The sequence below is a fragment of the Winogradskyella maritima genome (assembly GCF_042650215.1).
Lineage (GTDB): Bacteria > Bacteroidota > Bacteroidia > Flavobacteriales > Flavobacteriaceae > Winogradskyella > Winogradskyella maritima.
In genome coordinates, this window is record NZ_JBHSAT010000004.1 from 1,823,583 (window position 1) to 1,841,033 (window position 17,451).

General features: G+C 39.0%; 17 protein-coding genes and 1 other RNA gene. 8 read left to right on the forward strand and 10 right to left on the reverse strand.

Annotated elements, in window-relative coordinates; genetic code table 11:
* Positions 1 to 6: 6 nt before the first annotated feature.
* From ACFOSX_RS09385 to ACFOSX_RS09400, 4 genes are all read right to left on the reverse strand, one after another.
* Positions 7 to 777, reverse strand: a complete 771-nt coding sequence (locus ACFOSX_RS09385; RefSeq protein WP_386099742.1) for a hypothetical protein — start codon at positions 775 to 777, stop codon at positions 7 to 9.
* 86 nt (positions 778 to 863) lie between these two features.
* The gene (locus ACFOSX_RS09390) at positions 864 to 1,253 is read right to left on the reverse strand and encodes an acyl-CoA thioesterase (protein ID WP_386099745.1); all 390 of its coding nucleotides are present in this window, start codon (positions 1,251 to 1,253) and stop codon (positions 864 to 866) included.
* Between the two features lie 25 nt (positions 1,254 to 1,278).
* On the reverse strand, positions 1,279 to 2,163 hold the full coding sequence (locus ACFOSX_RS09395) for a carboxypeptidase-like regulatory domain-containing protein (RefSeq protein ID WP_386099748.1): 885 nt from the start codon (positions 2,161 to 2,163) through the stop codon (positions 1,279 to 1,281).
* 86 nt (positions 2,164 to 2,249) lie between these two features.
* Complete coding sequence (locus ACFOSX_RS09400) at positions 2,250 to 3,272, reverse strand: glutaminyl-peptide cyclotransferase (protein ID WP_386099751.1); 1,023 nt, start codon at positions 3,270 to 3,272, stop codon at positions 2,250 to 2,252.
* 88 nt (positions 3,273 to 3,360) lie between these two features.
* On the opposite strand from ACFOSX_RS09400, the gene ffs reads away from it, so the two are divergent.
* The 4 genes from ffs to fsa all read left to right on the forward strand — a co-directional run bounded on the left by ffs (position 3,361) and on the right by fsa (position 5,471).
* Positions 3,361 to 3,459: signal recognition particle sRNA small type (gene ffs / locus ACFOSX_RS09405), an RNA gene on the forward strand.
* A gap of 95 nt (positions 3,460 to 3,554) precedes the next feature.
* Positions 3,555 to 4,358, forward strand: a complete 804-nt coding sequence (locus tag ACFOSX_RS09410; protein ID WP_386099754.1) for an SDR family oxidoreductase — start codon at positions 3,555 to 3,557, stop codon at positions 4,356 to 4,358.
* Positions 4,355 to 4,723, forward strand: coding sequence for a hypothetical protein (locus ACFOSX_RS09415; RefSeq protein WP_386099757.1), 369 nt, complete (start codon positions 4,355 to 4,357; stop codon positions 4,721 to 4,723). Before ACFOSX_RS09410 ends, ACFOSX_RS09415 begins: the two co-directional genes overlap by 4 nt.
* Positions 4,724 to 4,817: 94 nt before the next feature.
* A complete protein-coding gene (fsa, locus tag ACFOSX_RS09420) occupies positions 4,818 to 5,471 on the forward strand; it encodes a fructose-6-phosphate aldolase (protein WP_386099760.1) in 654 nt (217 codons plus the stop codon).
* A 33-nt stretch (positions 5,472 to 5,504) separates the two neighbouring features.
* On the opposite strand, the gene ACFOSX_RS09425 is transcribed toward fsa, so the two are convergent.
* Positions 5,505 to 6,935: a TlpA family protein disulfide reductase gene (locus tag ACFOSX_RS09425; RefSeq protein WP_386099763.1), complete on the reverse strand. Its 1,431-nt coding sequence runs from the start codon at positions 6,933 to 6,935 to the stop codon at positions 5,505 to 5,507.
* 199 nt (positions 6,936 to 7,134) lie between these two features.
* Between ACFOSX_RS09425 and ACFOSX_RS09430 the strand changes: the two genes are divergently transcribed.
* Entirely contained in the window at positions 7,135 to 8,760 is a 1,626-nt protein-coding gene (locus tag ACFOSX_RS09430; protein ID WP_386099766.1) for an ABC-F family ATP-binding cassette domain-containing protein, read from the forward strand.
* A 91-nt stretch (positions 8,761 to 8,851) separates the two neighbouring features.
* On the opposite strand, the gene ACFOSX_RS09435 is transcribed toward ACFOSX_RS09430, so the two are convergent.
* Positions 8,852 to 9,088, reverse strand: coding sequence for a putative signal transducing protein (locus ACFOSX_RS09435; protein WP_386099769.1), 237 nt, complete (start codon positions 9,086 to 9,088; stop codon positions 8,852 to 8,854).
* Positions 9,089 to 9,310: 222 nt separating this feature from the next.
* On the opposite strand from ACFOSX_RS09435, the gene katG reads away from it, so the two are divergent.
* Both katG and ACFOSX_RS09445 read left to right on the forward strand, forming a co-directional pair.
* Complete coding sequence (gene katG, locus ACFOSX_RS09440) at positions 9,311 to 11,524, forward strand: catalase/peroxidase HPI (protein WP_386099772.1); 2,214 nt, start codon at positions 9,311 to 9,313, stop codon at positions 11,522 to 11,524.
* 67 nt (positions 11,525 to 11,591) lie between these two features.
* Positions 11,592 to 12,062 carry an ankyrin repeat domain-containing protein gene (locus ACFOSX_RS09445; protein WP_386099775.1) on the forward strand — a complete coding sequence of 157 codons (471 nt, stop codon included), beginning with the start codon at positions 11,592 to 11,594 and terminating at the stop codon, positions 12,060 to 12,062.
* Here ACFOSX_RS09445 and ACFOSX_RS09450 read toward each other — a convergent pair.
* From ACFOSX_RS09450 to ACFOSX_RS09460, 3 genes are all read right to left on the reverse strand, one after another.
* The gene (locus tag ACFOSX_RS09450; RefSeq protein WP_386099778.1) at positions 12,059 to 12,775 is read right to left on the reverse strand and encodes a hypothetical protein; all 717 of its coding nucleotides are present in this window, start codon (positions 12,773 to 12,775) and stop codon (positions 12,059 to 12,061) included. The two genes, ACFOSX_RS09445 and ACFOSX_RS09450, sit on opposite strands and share 4 nt — an antisense overlap.
* Positions 12,776 to 12,912: 137 nt before the next feature.
* Positions 12,913 to 13,320 (reverse strand): hypothetical protein, encoded by a 408-nt coding sequence (locus ACFOSX_RS09455; RefSeq protein WP_386099781.1) that lies wholly within the window; start codon positions 13,318 to 13,320, stop codon positions 12,913 to 12,915.
* Positions 13,321 to 13,347: 27 nt separating this feature from the next.
* Positions 13,348 to 15,018 carry a Na+/H+ antiporter NhaC family protein gene (locus tag ACFOSX_RS09460; protein WP_386099784.1) on the reverse strand — a complete coding sequence of 557 codons (1,671 nt, stop codon included), beginning with the start codon at positions 15,016 to 15,018 and terminating at the stop codon, positions 13,348 to 13,350.
* An 84-nt stretch (positions 15,019 to 15,102) separates the two neighbouring features.
* On the opposite strand from ACFOSX_RS09460, the gene ACFOSX_RS09465 reads away from it, so the two are divergent.
* Positions 15,103 to 16,137: a metal-dependent hydrolase gene (locus tag ACFOSX_RS09465; protein ID WP_386099787.1), complete on the forward strand. Its 1,035-nt coding sequence runs from the start codon at positions 15,103 to 15,105 to the stop codon at positions 16,135 to 16,137.
* Here ACFOSX_RS09465 and ACFOSX_RS09470 read toward each other — a convergent pair.
* Positions 16,134 to 17,333: an aminotransferase class I/II-fold pyridoxal phosphate-dependent enzyme gene (locus ACFOSX_RS09470; RefSeq protein ID WP_386099790.1), complete on the reverse strand. Its 1,200-nt coding sequence runs from the start codon at positions 17,331 to 17,333 to the stop codon at positions 16,134 to 16,136. The two genes, ACFOSX_RS09465 and ACFOSX_RS09470, sit on opposite strands and share 4 nt — an antisense overlap.
* Positions 17,334 to 17,451: the final 118 nt, after the last annotated feature.

Consider the following 17,451-nt stretch of genomic DNA (forward strand, 5'->3'; position numbering starts at 1 on the left):
CTAGGCTTAATTCTTTTTGGTTTCGTTTTGTGAGGCTTCAATCTCTAGCAAAATTTTGAATTGCTCACTGTAGCCCACAATAAGATTGAGTAAATCCATACTGGCTTTAGGCTTTATCAAGCTTTTTTTGATACCTCGTGCTTCGACGTATTCTATAAATAGAGGGATTTTTTCTTCAGGAATACCTAATTCTTCAATGGCTGTTTCCTGATTGACCAATTTATGAGTATTGAATAGTTTTATGATTTGGTCATAATCTAGATTAGTGTCTAACTCTTCGAACGTTTTTTTTCGTTTGAAAAGCTTGGAAAATTGCTCAATGAGATAGACGAAATCAACACCATACTTGGGCATAGCATTGAGATTGGTGTAGGCACCTGGGTTACGCTTAATGTCTTCTTGAATAATTCTATTCAAGTCTCTGTTATAGTCCTCTTCCTTGAACTTTTTTGGTTTAAGGTCTTCGCTAAGTAAAACCTCATCAAGCTCATTGACGACTTTTTTCAATTCGAAAACATAGACGTCTTCAAAAAATTCCTGTTTAACGGCGACTTTATATGGATGATGGAATAAGGATTCAAAGGCCAGTGTGTCATTGACTTTAGCGTTGATGATAAAGTTGCCTTCGGAATCGGACCTTGTGTTGAGGCCGTTGGACAGGTTGAGGATTTTGGCACCTTTGACCGTAGTTTCAGCATCATAGATTTTCCCATTGATGGTCTGTGCCCAAGAGGCACTGATAAAAGATAAACAAAGGACAGTGATGAGGTGTCGCATGATTTAGTTGACTGGTTGAAACCACAAGAAAGCACAAGTGTCCGAGATAGCCTTGATGCTTAGCAAAGCTTTAACCTAAAGTATTGTTAATTGAACAGTTTGGCAACCTCTGGTGTAATGCGGGCTGGTCGGCTACTGTCTTTGGCCATAAAGCACCAATGTGTTTCCGAATCGACCAATAGCTGGTTTGAAGCATTGTTATACATAGAAACACGTCTTATGGATTTTACGCCTTCAGATTTTTCCACATAAGTTTCCAATCGGATGGCGTCGCCTAGGACTGCAGAGCCTTTATATGAAATGTTATGCTGAACGAGCACCCAAAAGTAACTGTCTAAAATAGATTTTGGTGCTTTGCTTAACCAATGTTCTTCAGCAATATCTTGTACCCATTGCACATAGCGTACATTATTGACGTGATTTAGGGCGTCGAGGTCGTCCTGAGTTACAGTGATGTATTTTACAAGTTTTTGCAAGTCCTAAAGCGTTTCCTCAAAGATATTACTTCTTGGAAAACACAGACTTCATCCCGAACAAAAAGCGACCGACAAAAGTTCTTTTTTTGTTTCCGTTTTTGAATGCTTCTCGCTTGGCTTTACGCTCAGCTTTCCAACGTTCTCGGTTGGCTTTCTTTTTAGTTTTCCAAGCTTCCTTGGCTTTAAGGCGTTGCTCGTAACGACGTTTGCGCTCTTCGGGCGTAAGATAAGGTTCTTGATATTCAGTATATTCGTAAGAGCCGATACCACCGACAACAACTGTGAGTCCACCCATCATATCTTCTTCTAACGCAATATTGATTTTTGAGCCAGTAGCGATAATCTCTTTGGTTCCAAAACCTAAATATGAAATGACTAATATATCTCCATTTTTAGCACGAATTGAAAAATTGCCATCAAAATCGGTTTGTGTCCCTGTCGTTGTTCCTTTGATAATAACGTTTACTCCTGGCAATGCTAAGGAATCAGATTGGGCTATAATAGTACCTGTAATAAGTTTTGTTGGTAAGATTGAATCTGAAGGCTTGCTTTTTACCTGTTCCTTATGTGCTTTTATGAATTGCTCAATTTTTGTGGGTTTGGTTTGTGCCTCTGTTTTTTGAAAGCCAAGCGTTGTCAGAAAAAATAGGGCAGAGGTCGACCATGTCCTGAAAGTATGGCGCTCTTTTCGCGCTAAAACCAAATCGCGTTCAAGTTGATTGCTATTAAACCGTCCACAAAGTGATTGGTTGTTGATAAATGATTTTACAATAGTTTCGTCAGTAGCATTTGTAAAATCAATTACAGTTTTTTGGCAAGAGACACAGTGGCGTCCTTTTTCACGTGGAGACATAACATTCCAATCTTCGTGACAAGGCTCGGGAATGTTCAGCCGTATTGTTTTTCTCATGTTGGTTGTATCTGAAACAAATGTCCCAAACACCATGAGATTTTAAAACGGATTTTGAGTGAAGACTACGTTTTAATGAGTAAACGCTACTTTTTTCGAATCGTAACCTCAAACAACTTGTCCCAATTCTTTCCGGTGACAAAGATGGTTTCTGTTGTTGGATTATAGGCAATACCGTTAAGTACGTCTAATTCTGGATGTTGAGTTACCAATTCTTTTAAAGGCGAAAAGTCGATGACTTTTTCTACAGCACCGTTTTTTGGATTGATAACCACCACACCATTTTCTTGATAGATATTGGCGTAGATTTTACCGTTTATCCATTCCAGTTCATTGAGGCTTTTTATTTTTCCGGTATGGGTATAGGCTTCAATTTTAGAAGCTTCCGTGAAATCATCGGTAGTTAAAGTCCAGATTTGTTCTGTACCATCCGATTTGTAGAGGTTTGTACCGTCATTACACAATCCCCAACCTTCTTTGCTTTCGCCATACCTAAATATTCCTTTCTTTTCAAAGGTGTTAACATTGTAGATAATGCCCGTGTTTTCCTTCCAAGTGAGTTGATAAATATTATCGTTTAAAACACTTAAGCCTTCAGCGAAAAAGGCATTGCTCAACAGTTTATTCTGTAATACTTCACCGGTGTTGTAATCTAACTTTCGCAGTTTAGATTCGCCATACTGCCCGGTACTTTCATAAAGCTCTCCATTGTAGAATTCCAAGCCTTGGGTATAGGAGGTAATATCATGCGGGTAGGTGTTGACGATGTCGTAGGTATATAATTCGGGTTTTTTATTGTTTAGAACTATAAGGTTTCCATCCGCTTTGTATGTTTTTCCATCAACAATCACATTGGCTGTCAAAGCTTGTCGTCCCAATTTTACATCGGTCAATTTTAGGTCTTTGGAAATGACCTCACCATCAAGAAGATACTCTACGGATTGAATATTTAAACCATCAGGATTATTAATGGATAGTTTCACGGCATCGCCCAGTTTAGCGGTGTTGTTAGACGCCGTTGTTTTTATAGAGAGTTGAGGTTCTTTTTCTTCGCAAGCCATCAAAGATAGGGCTATGATAATGATGCTGAAATACTTGAATAAACGCATGTGGAACTTTAAATTTTGGGCAAGATATTTAATAATATTTTGGTATTAAAAAAATTGTGAAAGTATTAAAAGGTTGTATCTTTGCGCTCGGCAAGTCCTACACAACCAGCTCCTGCTTAATCCTCCAGGGCGGGAACGCAGCAAAGGTACGCGGTCGTAGCGGTGTGATGTAGGTAGCTTGCCTTTTTTTGTACACCATATTCAAGGTTTTCTTCATCTACAAATTAGCTTAAACTTTGTACTTTTAGCTCTAAATATAAACTCTAAACGCATAACGTCTTAATGTCTAAAGTTGTTTTAATCACAGGCGGTTCTTCGGGAATCGGGAAATCCATTGGCGAATACCTCGGCACGAAAAACTACACGGTTTTTGGTACAAGTCGGAATCCCGAAAAAATAGAAAACCATCCTTTTCCTTTAGTAGCGTTGGACGTTACCAAACCTGAAACGATTTCAGCTTGTATTACTGAGGTTTTAGACAAGAAGGGTCGTATTGATGTTCTTGTTAATAATGCTGGTGCTGGGATTACCGGTCCTATTGAAGAAATTCCTGGTGAAGAAATAAAACGAAATTTTGAAATCAATTTTTTCGGCCCCATTAATGTCATCAAAGGGATTTTACCACAAATGCGAAAGCAACAGTCTGGGTTAATCATCAATATCACCTCTATTGCCGGTTATATGGGCTTACCGTATCGTGGTGTGTATAGTGCCAGTAAAGGTGCTTTGGAATTGATTACGGAAGCCTTCAGAATGGAAATCAAAGATTTCGGTATAGAAATGACCAACGTAGCTCCAGGTGATTTTGCGACGAATATAGCTGCTGGTCGATACCATGCGCCAGTTTTAGAAGGTTCACCATACGAAAAGGTTTATGGCGAAACTCTAAAAACGATGGATGCGCATGTCGATGAAGGTGGTGACCCCATGGATGTTGCCAAAATGATTGTGAAAATCATTGAAACCGATAAGCCTAAGATTCACTACAAGGTTGGAGCTTTTATGCAGAAATTTTCTGTGGTGTTAAAACGTATTTTACCTGATAAAGTTTATGAAAAGTTGTTGCGCAAGCACTATGGCTTATGAAACGAATAATAGTCGCCTTTCTTTTATTGACTTTATCGTCCTGCTTTTTAATGCCTCCTGGCGCACCTCACAGACATCAATACCAGTCTGTTAATTCAAAAGTAATGTCTGATATAGAAGTATTTTGCACGCCTAAACACAAATATTATCACTTACCATATACTGAAGCACATTTTGAATTAATGTCCGGCTTTTTTGATGAACAACACAGAGCCATGGAACGCGATACATTTTTCGATAATCAAGTTCTAGCTACCGATTTAAGAATTAACGATGCTAAATTCCATAGAACATTTAAGTCGGACACCTTAAAGCTTCGAGATAAAGACAGTGGTGAAATCGTTCAATTTACATTCAAAGAATAGTCGTTAATTACTTTTAATAACATTTAAATGTTAGGCTTAGGACTTATCGTAAATTCGCAACGGAAAAACACAACACTTCAATACTAAACACATTATGAAATTTTTTATCGATACTGCCAATTTAGAGCAGATTAAGGAAGCCCAAGACATGGGTATTTTAGATGGTGTCACCACCAATCCGACATTAATGGCCAAAGAAGGTATCACAGGTACGGATAACATCATGAAACATTATGTAGATATCTGCAATATTGTGGACGGCGATGTATCTGCTGAGGTCATTTCTACCGATTTTGATGGCATGGTACGAGAAGGTGAAGCCTTGGCAGAATTGCATGACCAAATTGTGATTAAACTCCCCATGATTAAAGATGGGGTTAAGGCTTGTAAGTATTTTTCGGACAGAGGTATTAAAACCAACGTAACTTTGGTGTTTTCGCCTGGTCAGGCGTTGTTGGCGGCTAAAGCTGGAGCAACTTACGTATCACCTTTTATTGGACGTTTGGATGATATCTCTACGGATGGTTTAAACCTTATCGCGGAAATAAGACATATCTATGACAACTATGCGTTTGAAACAGAGATTTTAGCGGCATCGGTTAGACATACCATGCACGTTATTGATTGCGCCAAATTGGGCGCAGACGTAATGACAGGACCTTTAAGTTCTATCACCGGATTATTAAAACATCCATTGACTGATATCGGTTTGGAGAAATTCTTGGCCGATTATAAAAAGGGAAATTAAACCCTTAAGAACTAAGTTTTTAAAGCGTTTTCCTTAAATGGAAAGCGCTTTTTTTAGCTTCATATCCTGAAGCAGAATTTCAAAATCATCACTATAAATGTTAACGTTAGGATGAACGATATCCCCGTCTTTATCTACTATGATTACTTTATAAACGTAGTTGACGGCTAAGGTTCTAAGCGCTTCTTTTAAGTTTTTAAAGCGGTATTCGTCTTCTAGTGAGAATTTATATTTCTGAAGTGTTTCTGCCCAATACTGCTCCGAATTGTCATTAATATTAATGGACATAAAATCCATCTCCGGATAATTTTCTCGGAGCTCTTTTACGCGGTAATGGCTAGTCCTATAATGCATAATATTATTGGACGACCAGAAATAGATAAGCGTCGGCTGGTTAACCAACTCTGAAATCTTAAACTCTTCTCGGTTGATATTGTATACCATCAAATCTGGTAAATCACGCCCTGGGCGTAACTTTTTTATAGAATTGACATGGTTCTGCATCATAATCTTATCGTCTTCAGAGGTAGACCGCTCTAAATAATAGCCCAAGACTTGAGCAATTTCAGAATCATCAATACTATGATTGATGAATTCCCTAGTCTTATACTTTAGTAAATTATTTTTTATTTCAGAATCTTCAATAAGACTATCAATTAAATCAATTTTTGCCATGTTATAACTCAGCTCATGACGGTCAAAGGTTGAATGGTAAGCTTTGTCTTTGTAATACTGGTTCAGTGCCAAATTGTCAACATGTGAAAACATAAAGCGATTGTAATCGTATAATTCACTCAAGTGCTTGGAATTGTAATCTATAGATGTGCGATAATCGTAAAAATCTTCAGGCAAATCCATCACATGAACTAACTTATTGTTTCCAAAATAGGCAAAGGGATAAATTTCTTTATCAGCGTAGTTATGATAATTGATGTTCGCTTGAATAATACCTTTTGAAAATTCCGAAATATCCTTCTTGGCGATGTAGTCATTAAAGGCTTTGATTTCTCGTGCGTGACGCTCGTTAATGAAAGCGAGAAACTCTTCAGGTTCTTTGTTACTGTATTTAACAAGCTTTCTGCTTTCTTTTTCGTTTTCAAGAAATGTTCTTAAAAAGTAGTTGTTCTTTCGCGCGCCTTCACCAGTATACACTAAGGATTCGTCAAAATCCGTAGTATTTAAACGAAGCATTAGACTGTCCTTCGGTTCAATAATAACAACTTGATATTCGCCACCATGTCTAAAGGAATAGATTCCAGCAGTAGCTTCTTCAATTTTATATATAAAACGATTATTGGCATCCAAGGCAACGGTATCCATCGTTTTGCCATCAGGATTTACTAGAATAACGACATCACTTTTAGGATTGGTAATTTCCCCACCAAGATAGGCGTGGTTCGTGTCTTTTTCAGAGCAACCGATAACACTTAAAACCGATACTAAGTATAGGGCAAAATATCTCATAAAGAAGCGTCGTAGTTTTTAGTCATTCCAACAAAAATATGTTTTGAAGTGCCTTGCGCTTGTTAATGGGTCGTTAAATATTATGATTTACGCCATTGTACCTCTACTTGCATTCGGTTTTATTATGTCAATAGACCATAATTTTCTACTTTTGCAGTCTCAAAAAAATGGCCTCAGCGGGCGACAAATAGTATAAGTTATGTTATCAGTATCTAATCTTTCGGTTCAATTTGGAAAACGTGTGTTGTTTGATGAAGTAAACACGGTATTCAACAACGGCAACTGCTATGGAATCATCGGTGCCAATGGTGCGGGAAAATCTACATTCTTAAAGATTTTAGCAGGAAAGATGGACCCAACATCTGGTCACGTGCATTTAGAGCCAGGTAAGCGTATGTCGGTTTTGGAGCAGAATCACAACTTATACGATGAGCATACGGTTTTGGAAACGGTTTTACGCGGTAACAAGCCTTTATTCAAATTGAAGTCTGATATCGATGCCCTTTACGCAGATTACACGGATGAGAATGCGGAGAAAATAGGTGAGCTTCAAGTACAGTTTGAAGAAATGAACGGCTGGAATGCCGAAAGCGATGCCGCCGCTATGTTGTCTAACCTTGGGATTAAGGAAGATTTGCATTATTCCTTGATGCAAGATTTAGACGGTAAGCAAAAAGTCCGTGTTTTATTGGCGCAGGCTTTATTCGGAAATCCTGATGTGTTGATTATGGATGAGCCAACCAACGACTTGGATTACGAAACGATCTCGTGGTTGGAAAATTTCTTGGCCAACTATGACAATTGCGTCATTGTGGTATCTCACGACCGTCACTTTTTAGATGCGGTATGTACACATATTTCAGATATTGACTTCGGAAAGATTAACCACTTCTCAGGAAACTACACCTTCTGGTATGAGTCCTCGCAATTGGCTGCCAGACAACGCGCCCAGCAAAACAAGAAAGCTGAGGATAAGAAGAAGGAATTGGAAGAATTCATCCGACGTTTTTCGGCTAACGTGGCGAAGTCTAAGCAAGCAACAAGTCGTAAGAAGATGATAGATAAGTTGAATATTTCTGACATTAAACCATCGAGTAGACGTTACCCAGCCATTATTTTTGAACGTGATAGAGAAGCTGGAGACCAGATTTTGAATGTTGAAGGATTGTCAGCGTCTTTAGATGGTGAAACTTTATTCAGAAATATAGATATCAACTTAGCGAAAGGCGATAAAGTCGTGGTTTACTCTAAAGATTCTAGAGCGACAACGGCATTCTATCAAATTTTGAATGGCTACGAAAAAGCGGACTCCGGAAAATTCGATTGGGGTGTCACCACCACACAGTCCTATTTGCCGTTGGATAATAGTAATTTCTTTCAAGAAAAATTAACCTTAGTCGATTGGTTAAGACAATGGGCACAAACGGAAGAAGAGCGCGAAGAAGTAAATATCCGTGGTTTCCTTGGAAAGATGATTTTCAGTGGCGAGGAAGCTTTGAAAACAGCTGATGTCTTATCTGGAGGAGAAAAAGTACGTTGTATGCTATCTCGCATGATGATGATGCGTGCCAACGTTTTAATGCTAGATGAACCCACCAACCACTTGGATTTGGAGAGTATCACGGCCTTCAATAACTCACTAAAAAACTTTAAAGGTACCGTACTTTTAACCACGCACGATCACGAGTTTGCACAAACCGTTGGTAACCGAATCATTGAGTTAACGCCAAATGGTGTTATAGACCGTTACATGACATTTGATGAGTACATGAGCGATTCAAAAATCAAGGAACAACGCGAAAAGATGTATGCGGTAACGGCGTAGCCTGTATTATTTATTTTTTATGGCTTATTTCACTCGATAGTGAATTATAATCGACTTGAATAAATAATTAAGGAATAGGAAATTAAGAATATCAAGCTTCCATCTCTGCTCTTACCCGATTAACAATTTCCAATGCTTTTGTAGCGTCTTCATTGTTCACAAAAATCTCTCGGAAATCATTTAGCGAAATAGGATATCCCGAAAGACGTTGGGATTCACCATGGTCCCTTAGAAGCGTATTAATGCCTTGCGACTTAAGTTCAGTGTTAATGCGTTCTGAAAGTATAAAACTTCCTTCGTAAACTTTGGTATAATCGGTTTCGCTCATAGCTTCAGGATTTAAAATGAATACTTAAGATACGAATTTTCTGGGATTTTTAAGACCCATTAATTGTAATTTGTAACGACTATCTAAAATTCACTTCATATTAATTTTGCCTATCAAAATATTCCAATAAAAAATGAGTCTATTCGATTAAGGGCTTAGAATTTCATAATTTTATAGCTACAATTTTCAGAATAAAAGTCTAATCAAAATAAATCGATTACCATGAGTAACGACCACACAAATGTTTGGGATATTAATGACCCAAGCGCTGTAGCTAAATGTCCGTTTATGGGCGGGGTACAGAAGAATACTGCAGGACATGGCACAACCAATCGCGATTGGTGGCCAAACGAACTTAAATTAAATGTCTTAAGACAAAATGCGAAGAAGTCAGACCCAATGGGCGAGGACTTTAATTATAAAGAGGCTTTCAACAGTTTAGATTTTAAGTCCTTAAAGCAAGATGTTATTGATTTAATGACGGATTCCCAAGATTGGTGGCCAGCAGATTATGGGCACTACGGAGGTTTTATGATCCGTATGGCATGGCACAGTGCAGGAACCTACAGAATCGGCGACGGACGCGGTGGTGCGTCTTCGGGAACGCATCGTTTTGCACCGTTAAATAGCTGGCCAGATAACGGAAACTTGGATAAAGCACGATTGTTACTATGGCCGATTAAAAAGAAATATGGGAGAAATATCTCTTGGGCAGATTTAATGATCTTGGCAGGAAACTGCGCTTTAGAATCTATGGGCTTTGAAACCTTCGGATTTGCAGGCGGACGTGAAGACGTTTGGGAACCAGAGCAAGACATCTACTGGGGTTCTGAGACTGAATGGCTTGGCAACGAAGAGCGTTATGCCGAAGGTGATTTAGAAGCACCACTAGCCGCTGCGCATATGGGATTAATATATGTAAATCCTGAAGGCCCTAACGGTAATCCAGATCCTGTAGCTTCAGCGCATGATATCCGCGAAACCTTTGGTCGTATGGCCATGAATGATGAGGAAACCGTAGCCTTGGTTGCCGGTGGACATACCTTTGGAAAAGCACATGGCGCGGCTGATCCAGGCGAGTATGTAGGCGTTGAGCCACACGGTGCTAAAATTGAAGAAATGAGTACAGGGTGGAAAAATACATTTCAATCTGGTGTTTTGGATGATGCCATAACTTCAGGTTTAGAAGGGGCTTGGACACCAAACCCAACACAATGGGATCATGATTATTTCGACGTTTTATTAAATTACGATTGGGAATTAACTAAGAGTCCTGCTGGCGCACACCAATGGACACCGACTGCGGCATCTAATGCACGTATGGCGCCAAAAGCTGGTGATGCTAATGGGACACAAGCTTTGATGATGTCTACTGCGGATATGGCCTTGAAGGTAGATCCTACGTATGCCAAGATTTCTCAGAAGTTCCATACCGATCATGCAGCCTTTGAAGATGCCTTCGCTAGAGCATGGTATAAATTAACCCACAGAGATATGGGGCCTTTGTCACGCTATTTAGGTCCAGAAGTACCGTCTGAAGAATTACTTTGGCAAGATCCACTTCCAGAAGGTGGCCAGACCTTGAGCGATACTGACGTATCTTCATTGAAGGTTAAGATTCTAGATTCAGGATTATCAGTTTCAGAATTGGTATCTGTGGCTTGGGGATCTGCATCAACTTTTAGAGGCTCAGATAAACGTGGTGGTGCCAATGGTGCACGTATTCGTTTGGCGCCTCAAAACAACTGGGAAGTGAACAATCCAGCGCAATTGCGTAAGGTATTGAATGTTCTAAAAGATATTAAAGATGATTTCGGAAATGTATCCATGGCAGACCTCATCGTTTTAGGCGGAACGGCAGCTATTGAAAAAGCGGCTAAAGATGCAGGTGTTTCTGTAAACGTTCCGTTCACTAGTGGTCGTGTCGATGCATCGCAAGAGCAAACCGATATTGATTCCTTCGGATATTTAGAGCCTAAAGCAGATGGCTTTAGAAATTATATGAAAGAAGGACAAAAAGCAGCAGCTGAAGACTGGTTGGTGGATCGTGCTAATTTATTAACGCTTTCTATTCCTGAAATGACAGCCTTAGTTGGAGGATTACGTGTGTTAGGTGCGAACTACGACGGTTCTAAGCACGGCGTATTTACAGATAGAGTGGGTGTGTTAACTAATGATTTCTTTCAGAATTTATTAGACTTCACTTACACGTGGAAAGCAACTGACGATTCTGAAACGACTTTTGAAGGTTGTGATAGACGAACAGGAGAGGTCAAGTTCACTGGAACCCGAGCTGATTTAATTTTCGGATCTAATACCGAGTTAAGGGCTATTGCTGAGGTTTATGGTTCTAACGATGCCAAAGCTAAATTTGCACAAGACTTTGCCAATGCATGGAGTAAAGTGATGGACTTGGATCGTTTTGATTTAAGATAAATTTGAATTTGATATGGAATGGGATAGCTGTCAATGACGTCTATCCCATTTTTTAATTGACATTGTTATGACAGAAGTAATGCAACTTTTCGGAGCCATTCAATCGTCGGATGAAACGACGATTAAAAGCCTTTTATCTTCAAACCCTGAATTGGCCAATGCCAAGGATCAACGTGGTTTTACGCCCTTGGTTTTTGCCGCTTATTTTGATAAAGAACCTCTAGTGAAGTTATTTTTGGAATATGGTGCGAGGGTTGATGATAAAGATGCTTCTGGAAATACAGCATTGATTGGTGTTGCGTTCAAGGGAAACCTACCTATTGTAAAAACCTTGATTGCTCACGGCGCTGATATCAACGCCCAGAATAACACAGGCCTCACGGCATTAATGTTTGCCGCGCAATACAATAAAACAGAGAGTATTAAATTATTGTTGAAACATAAGGCCGATACAACTTTAACCGATACTAGTGGCTTGACCGCGTTAGACCATGCTAGGGCCAAAGGCTATCAAGAATCCGTTGCGCTTTTAAACTAAGCGTTAAAGTAACGGCTGTTCCAAATACTGTCGTTAAAATTTTTTCCAGCGGCGAAGCCATAATACAATACAATGGCTGCGTAACACTTAAAGATAAAGAAGAAAATCATCCAGAATTGTGCTGGGCTCGCTTCACCATTCATAAAAAGGAAAGGCACTGCAATAGTCGTTAACAGACTAATCAGTAGCGTAGCTACAATAAGATTTTCAAAATTCTTGTAAGGCTTCATAAGCCATTTACGCACAGGGCTCAGATCATTTCCCCATTTGTGAATAAGGTAGTAGTAGCCATTTCCCATTGGAGCAAAAAATAATGGGTCATCATAATTTTCCAGCTTGAATAATTTTGAAGGTGCTACAATCTTAAAACCTTTCAGTTCGGTATTGTGATCTTTTTCAAGCTGTTTTATTTTTGAAATCGCTTCATAAGGCAAATCGGCCTTAAAGTATTTGGAGTCTAAAAATCGAAGGCGATAAGAAATACAGATCGCCTTAATATCATCAATGTGGTAAATATTATTGGTGTCCAATAGATCAAAGTTGAAACTATTGGCGTCATCTGAAGCCCCGTTAGTCACTTGATTGAAAATCCGTGTTTCAGTGGCGTGGTCTTTGGCCAAAATACCGTCGACCTGTTCTAAAATATTTGGTGAGTGAGATTTTGAACGTTGTTTCTGTAGACGTTCTTCAATATTCGTTCGTTTCAAAATCATGGCATTTTTATTTAAAAATAAGGCCTAATCTGATAAGAAACAAGTCTTTAACAGTTGTGTTTAAGTATTACGTCCATTAGGGATTTAAATACTGGAAATTGTTAAACAAAAGATGGGAATTCTCGATTTCATTCTAGTCAATAACCACAATCTAATGCATCTCTTCGTTTTCGAAAGTTCTTTAAATATAGATTAATATTTCTTTCCAAATTAGTAGGTTCTTGTAATCTTGAAAAAATCATGGCAGTACTGTCTTCAGCATATTTCAGTTCGAAACGGTTATCATCAATAAAATTAATTTTTGCCTTAGTAGGTTTCGGAATCGTAAACGTTAGATGGTATATCGTATCATTTTTAATGGTAAATTTATTCCAACCTGAAAAGGTCTCCATTCCAGTTACTAAAAACATAGAGTCAGCCTTAAAATAAAGCTCACCGTATAATCCGTTGTAACAACAAGCAAAGTTTCCCGTTAAGGTATCATTTGATTGACAGCTGACTAGGACAATAATCCAAATTGACGAGATGCCTTTAAATAGTCTCAAATCACTTTAAATATTTTATCGAATAAGTTAGTCCTTCCCCGCCAACATCTTAATCTTAAGTCCAACTGCAGCAAAGAATAAGGTCGTAAATGGACTTAACCAGTTAAAGATAGCGTAGCCAAAATATTCAAAAACACCAACGCCGAGGACTCCACTTTGATAAGCACCACAAGTGTTCCATGGAATGAGTACAGACGTTACGGTACCCGAATCTTCAAGTGTTCTACTTAAGTTTTCAGGCGCTAAGCCCTTGTCTTCGTATGCAGATTTAAACATCTTTCCAGGGATCACAATCGCCAAATACTGATCGGATGCTACAAGATTCAATCCTAAACAACTCACAACTGTTGACGCAAACAATCCAAAAACGCTACTAGCTACAGAAAGCAAAGATTTTGTGATTCTTGATAACGCACCTATACCATCCATGATACCACCAAAGACCATAGCGCAAATGATGAGGAAGATGGTCCAGAGCATGCCATTCATGCCATCGGCTCCAAACAAAGCTCTTAATCTTTTAATAGTTATTAATTTGTCTAGATTATCAACTTTTGTTTCTAATGTTTCTTTATCATAGTTTCCGAATGAAAAGAAATTTGATAAAATATCTTTGTTATAGACTTTATTTAAATCATCATCGGTGAAAAGATTTTTCAAGTCGTCATCTTTTTTGATAGCGTCTATCTCAACTTCATTAAACTTCGCTATATATTCAGAATCATCAATATCAACGCTGGTGTCAGAAAAAATGGCGTTAACTAAAGTTTTAGACTTTGAGTCAGATATTTTCTCAATGAGCTCCCCTTGAAAGATGAATGCGAAAATGGCAGCGCTAATAACTCCAGCTCCTAAGGCTAACAAAGGCTTTGTTTTGAGAAGAATCAGCCCAATTACAATAGCAGGAACAATAAATAATAGTGGTGTAATATTAAAATTCTCATCAATTTTTTCAAGTATAAAGGCGATATCTGCATTACCGTTTACATCGATATTCGCGCTAATTACCCCAAAAGCAATAAGCGTAATAATTATTGTAGGTACAGTAGTTATCGTCATATATCTTATATGCGTGAATAAATCCGTACCCGCCATAGCAGGAGCTAGGTTTGTGGTGTCACTTAGTGGCGACATTTTATCTCCAAAATACGCACCCGAAATCACAGCACCGGCAATCATACCAGGGTTTATACCCAATGCAGAACCAATACCGACAAGTGCAATACCTACAGTTGCCGAGGTCGTCCAAGAACTTCCTGTTGCAATAGAGATGATTGCCGCGATAACCACAGATGCAGGTAGGAATATTTCAGGACTAAGCACTTGCAAACCGTAATAGACCATGGCAGGGATAACACCACTGACGAGCCAAGTCCCAGCCAAAGCGCCAACCATTAAGAGAATAAGCATGGGAACAAACACACTTTTGAGGTTTTCCCAAACTTCAGAAATCATCGTTGAAATATTCACTTTATTGAATAAGCCCATAACTAAAGCAACAGCACCACCCATCAATAATATAAACTGGTTGGTGTATAAGCCCAACCATTCCTGACTTTCAACAAAAAAGATATTATAAGCCAATAATCCCATTAAAATGATAACAGGAATTAGTGCTTCCATAAGGCTTAACTCTTTGTTATCCTTAATCTTTTGGTCTTCAATATTTATATCAGAAAGGTTGTTCTGCTCTTGCATGGTGTTAAGTTTAGTTCCGTAATGTTACGATTTTGAAACCCGATTTGCAAATCAATTCAGTTACGTACTTTTACAGTTGTAAATATGGATTCACTTACTCAGATTGTTCTCGGTGCCGCTTGTGGCGAAGCTGTTTTAGGTAAAAAGATTGGTAATAAAGCTTTGCTTTTTGGAGCCATCGGTGGTACTATCCCCGATTTGGATGTCTTCATTGGACCTTGGTTGTACAGCAATGAGATACAGGCTATGGCTTTCCATCGCGGTTTTATGCATTCTATTTGGTTTGCCATAATGGGAACCTTTGTATTTGGTTATTTGGCTTTCAAGCTTTACGATACAGGTAAACGAAAAGGCACCACCGCATTAAAGGATTGGCGGTGGCTGTTCTTTTGGGCTCTATTAACCCATCCTATTTTGGACTGCTTTACGCCTTATGGCACACAACTATTTGGGCCGATTTGGGACTATCGCATAGCCTTCAATAACATTGCCGTGGCGGATCCAATGTATACTGTTCCGTTTTTGCTTTGCCTTATTATTCTCATGTTCTTCAACAGGAAAAACCCCAAGCGTAAATTATGGTTGAAACTCGGATTGGGCATCAGTTCTGCCTATATGCTTTTCACCGTTGGAAATAAACTCTATATCAACTCCATTTTCAAATCATCGTTGGAGGCTTCAGACATTGCCTATTCACGATTTCGTTCCCAACCCACCATTTTGAACAACGTATTATGGTATGCGGTTGCGGAAACGGAGACCGACTATCATTTCGGTTTCTATTCGCTTTTGGATAAAGAGCCCAAAGTTAAAAATTGGCTTAAAGTAGCGAAGTCAGACTCAGGATTGCCAATGGATGACAACGATTTAAAAACCTTAGTCTGGTTTAGCGATGGTTATTACTTTATAAAACCTTCAGACGATCAAGGCACTTACGTCTATAAGGACGTACGTTATGCACCTGTAAACCCCAATGATGCGGATTCTTTCCTTTTCAGCTTCAAACTGTATCAGCTTGAAGGCCGTTGGGATATGAAAAACTCGGGTCCGGATTTTGAGGAAGAGCCGACGTTTCAAAGCCTCTTTGGGCCTATGATTGAAAGAATGAAAGGGATTTAAAGAACATTCAAATCCGTCATACACTGACGCATCATCTGGTAAGTACGCTCGATATCAGCATCCAACCCAATGGAAAAACGAATCAATCCATCACTCAATCCCATTTCGGCTTGTTCATCTTCTGGGATTTCTGATGAGGTTGAACTTCCTGGTGCGCTGAATAAGGTTTTGTAAAATCCGAGACTCACAGCGAGGTAGCCTAAGTTGCGTTCTTGCATCAATTCCATTAAGGCGTTCGCTTTGTCTAACGACCCCACATCAATGGTCATCATACCACCGTAACCATATTTTTCATTCATCACGCTAGAGAATAACTCATGAGACGGATGGGATTTCAATCCTGGGTAAACTGTTTTTAAACCATCTGCTTCAAACTTTTCAGCTAAATACTGGGCATTATGGCTATGCTGTTGCATTCTAATATGCAAGGTTCTGAGGTTTTTAAGAATAGATGCTGCTCTTATACTATCCATCGTCGAGCCCAAAAGCATGGCCGCGCCGTCATTGACGTTTCTTAATTGGTCAATCAATTCCTGAGTACCACAAACCACACCACCAACGGTATCCGAAGAGCCGTTAATGAACTTGGTTAAACTATGGATGACCACATCTGCACCCAAATTTTTTGGCGATACAGACAGCGGTGAAAAGGTATTGTCCACCACCAATTGCAGATTGTGTTTTTTGGCAAGTTGCGCCAATGCCTTGATATCGGCGACTTCCAATAGGGGATTACTCACTGACTCGCAGTATAAAACTTTGGTATTTGGCGTAATGGCGGCTTCAACACTTTCTAAATTTGTGATGTCTACAAAACTTGTAGAGATGCCTAGTCGTGGTGTAAAGTTCTTTAAAAAAGCATAGGTACCACCATAAATGGTACGGCTACTCACTATATGATCGCCCTGGCCACACAACTGCAGTAATACTGGGGTAATGGCACCCATACCGGATGCGGTGACTGTTGCCGTTTCTGTGTCTTCCATAGCGGCGAGGGCTTCACCAAGGTATAAGTTGGAAGGTGTGGAGTGGCGCGAGTAGAGGTAACAACCATCTGCATTACCTTCAAAGGTGTCAAACATGGTTTTTGCAGACAAAAATGTATAGGTTGATGAATCTGAAATGGAAGGGTTAACGCCTCCAAATTCTCCGAAATATTGTAAATCCTGAATATTATTCGCTGGTTTAAATGCCATGGTTTCCTAGTTTGATTATTTAGTCAAAAATCAATCAGATTAGATGATAAGTCAAGTGTTTTGTAATTTGAATTTAAAATATTCTAAAATTTAGACTATTAATAGATATTTATTCTAT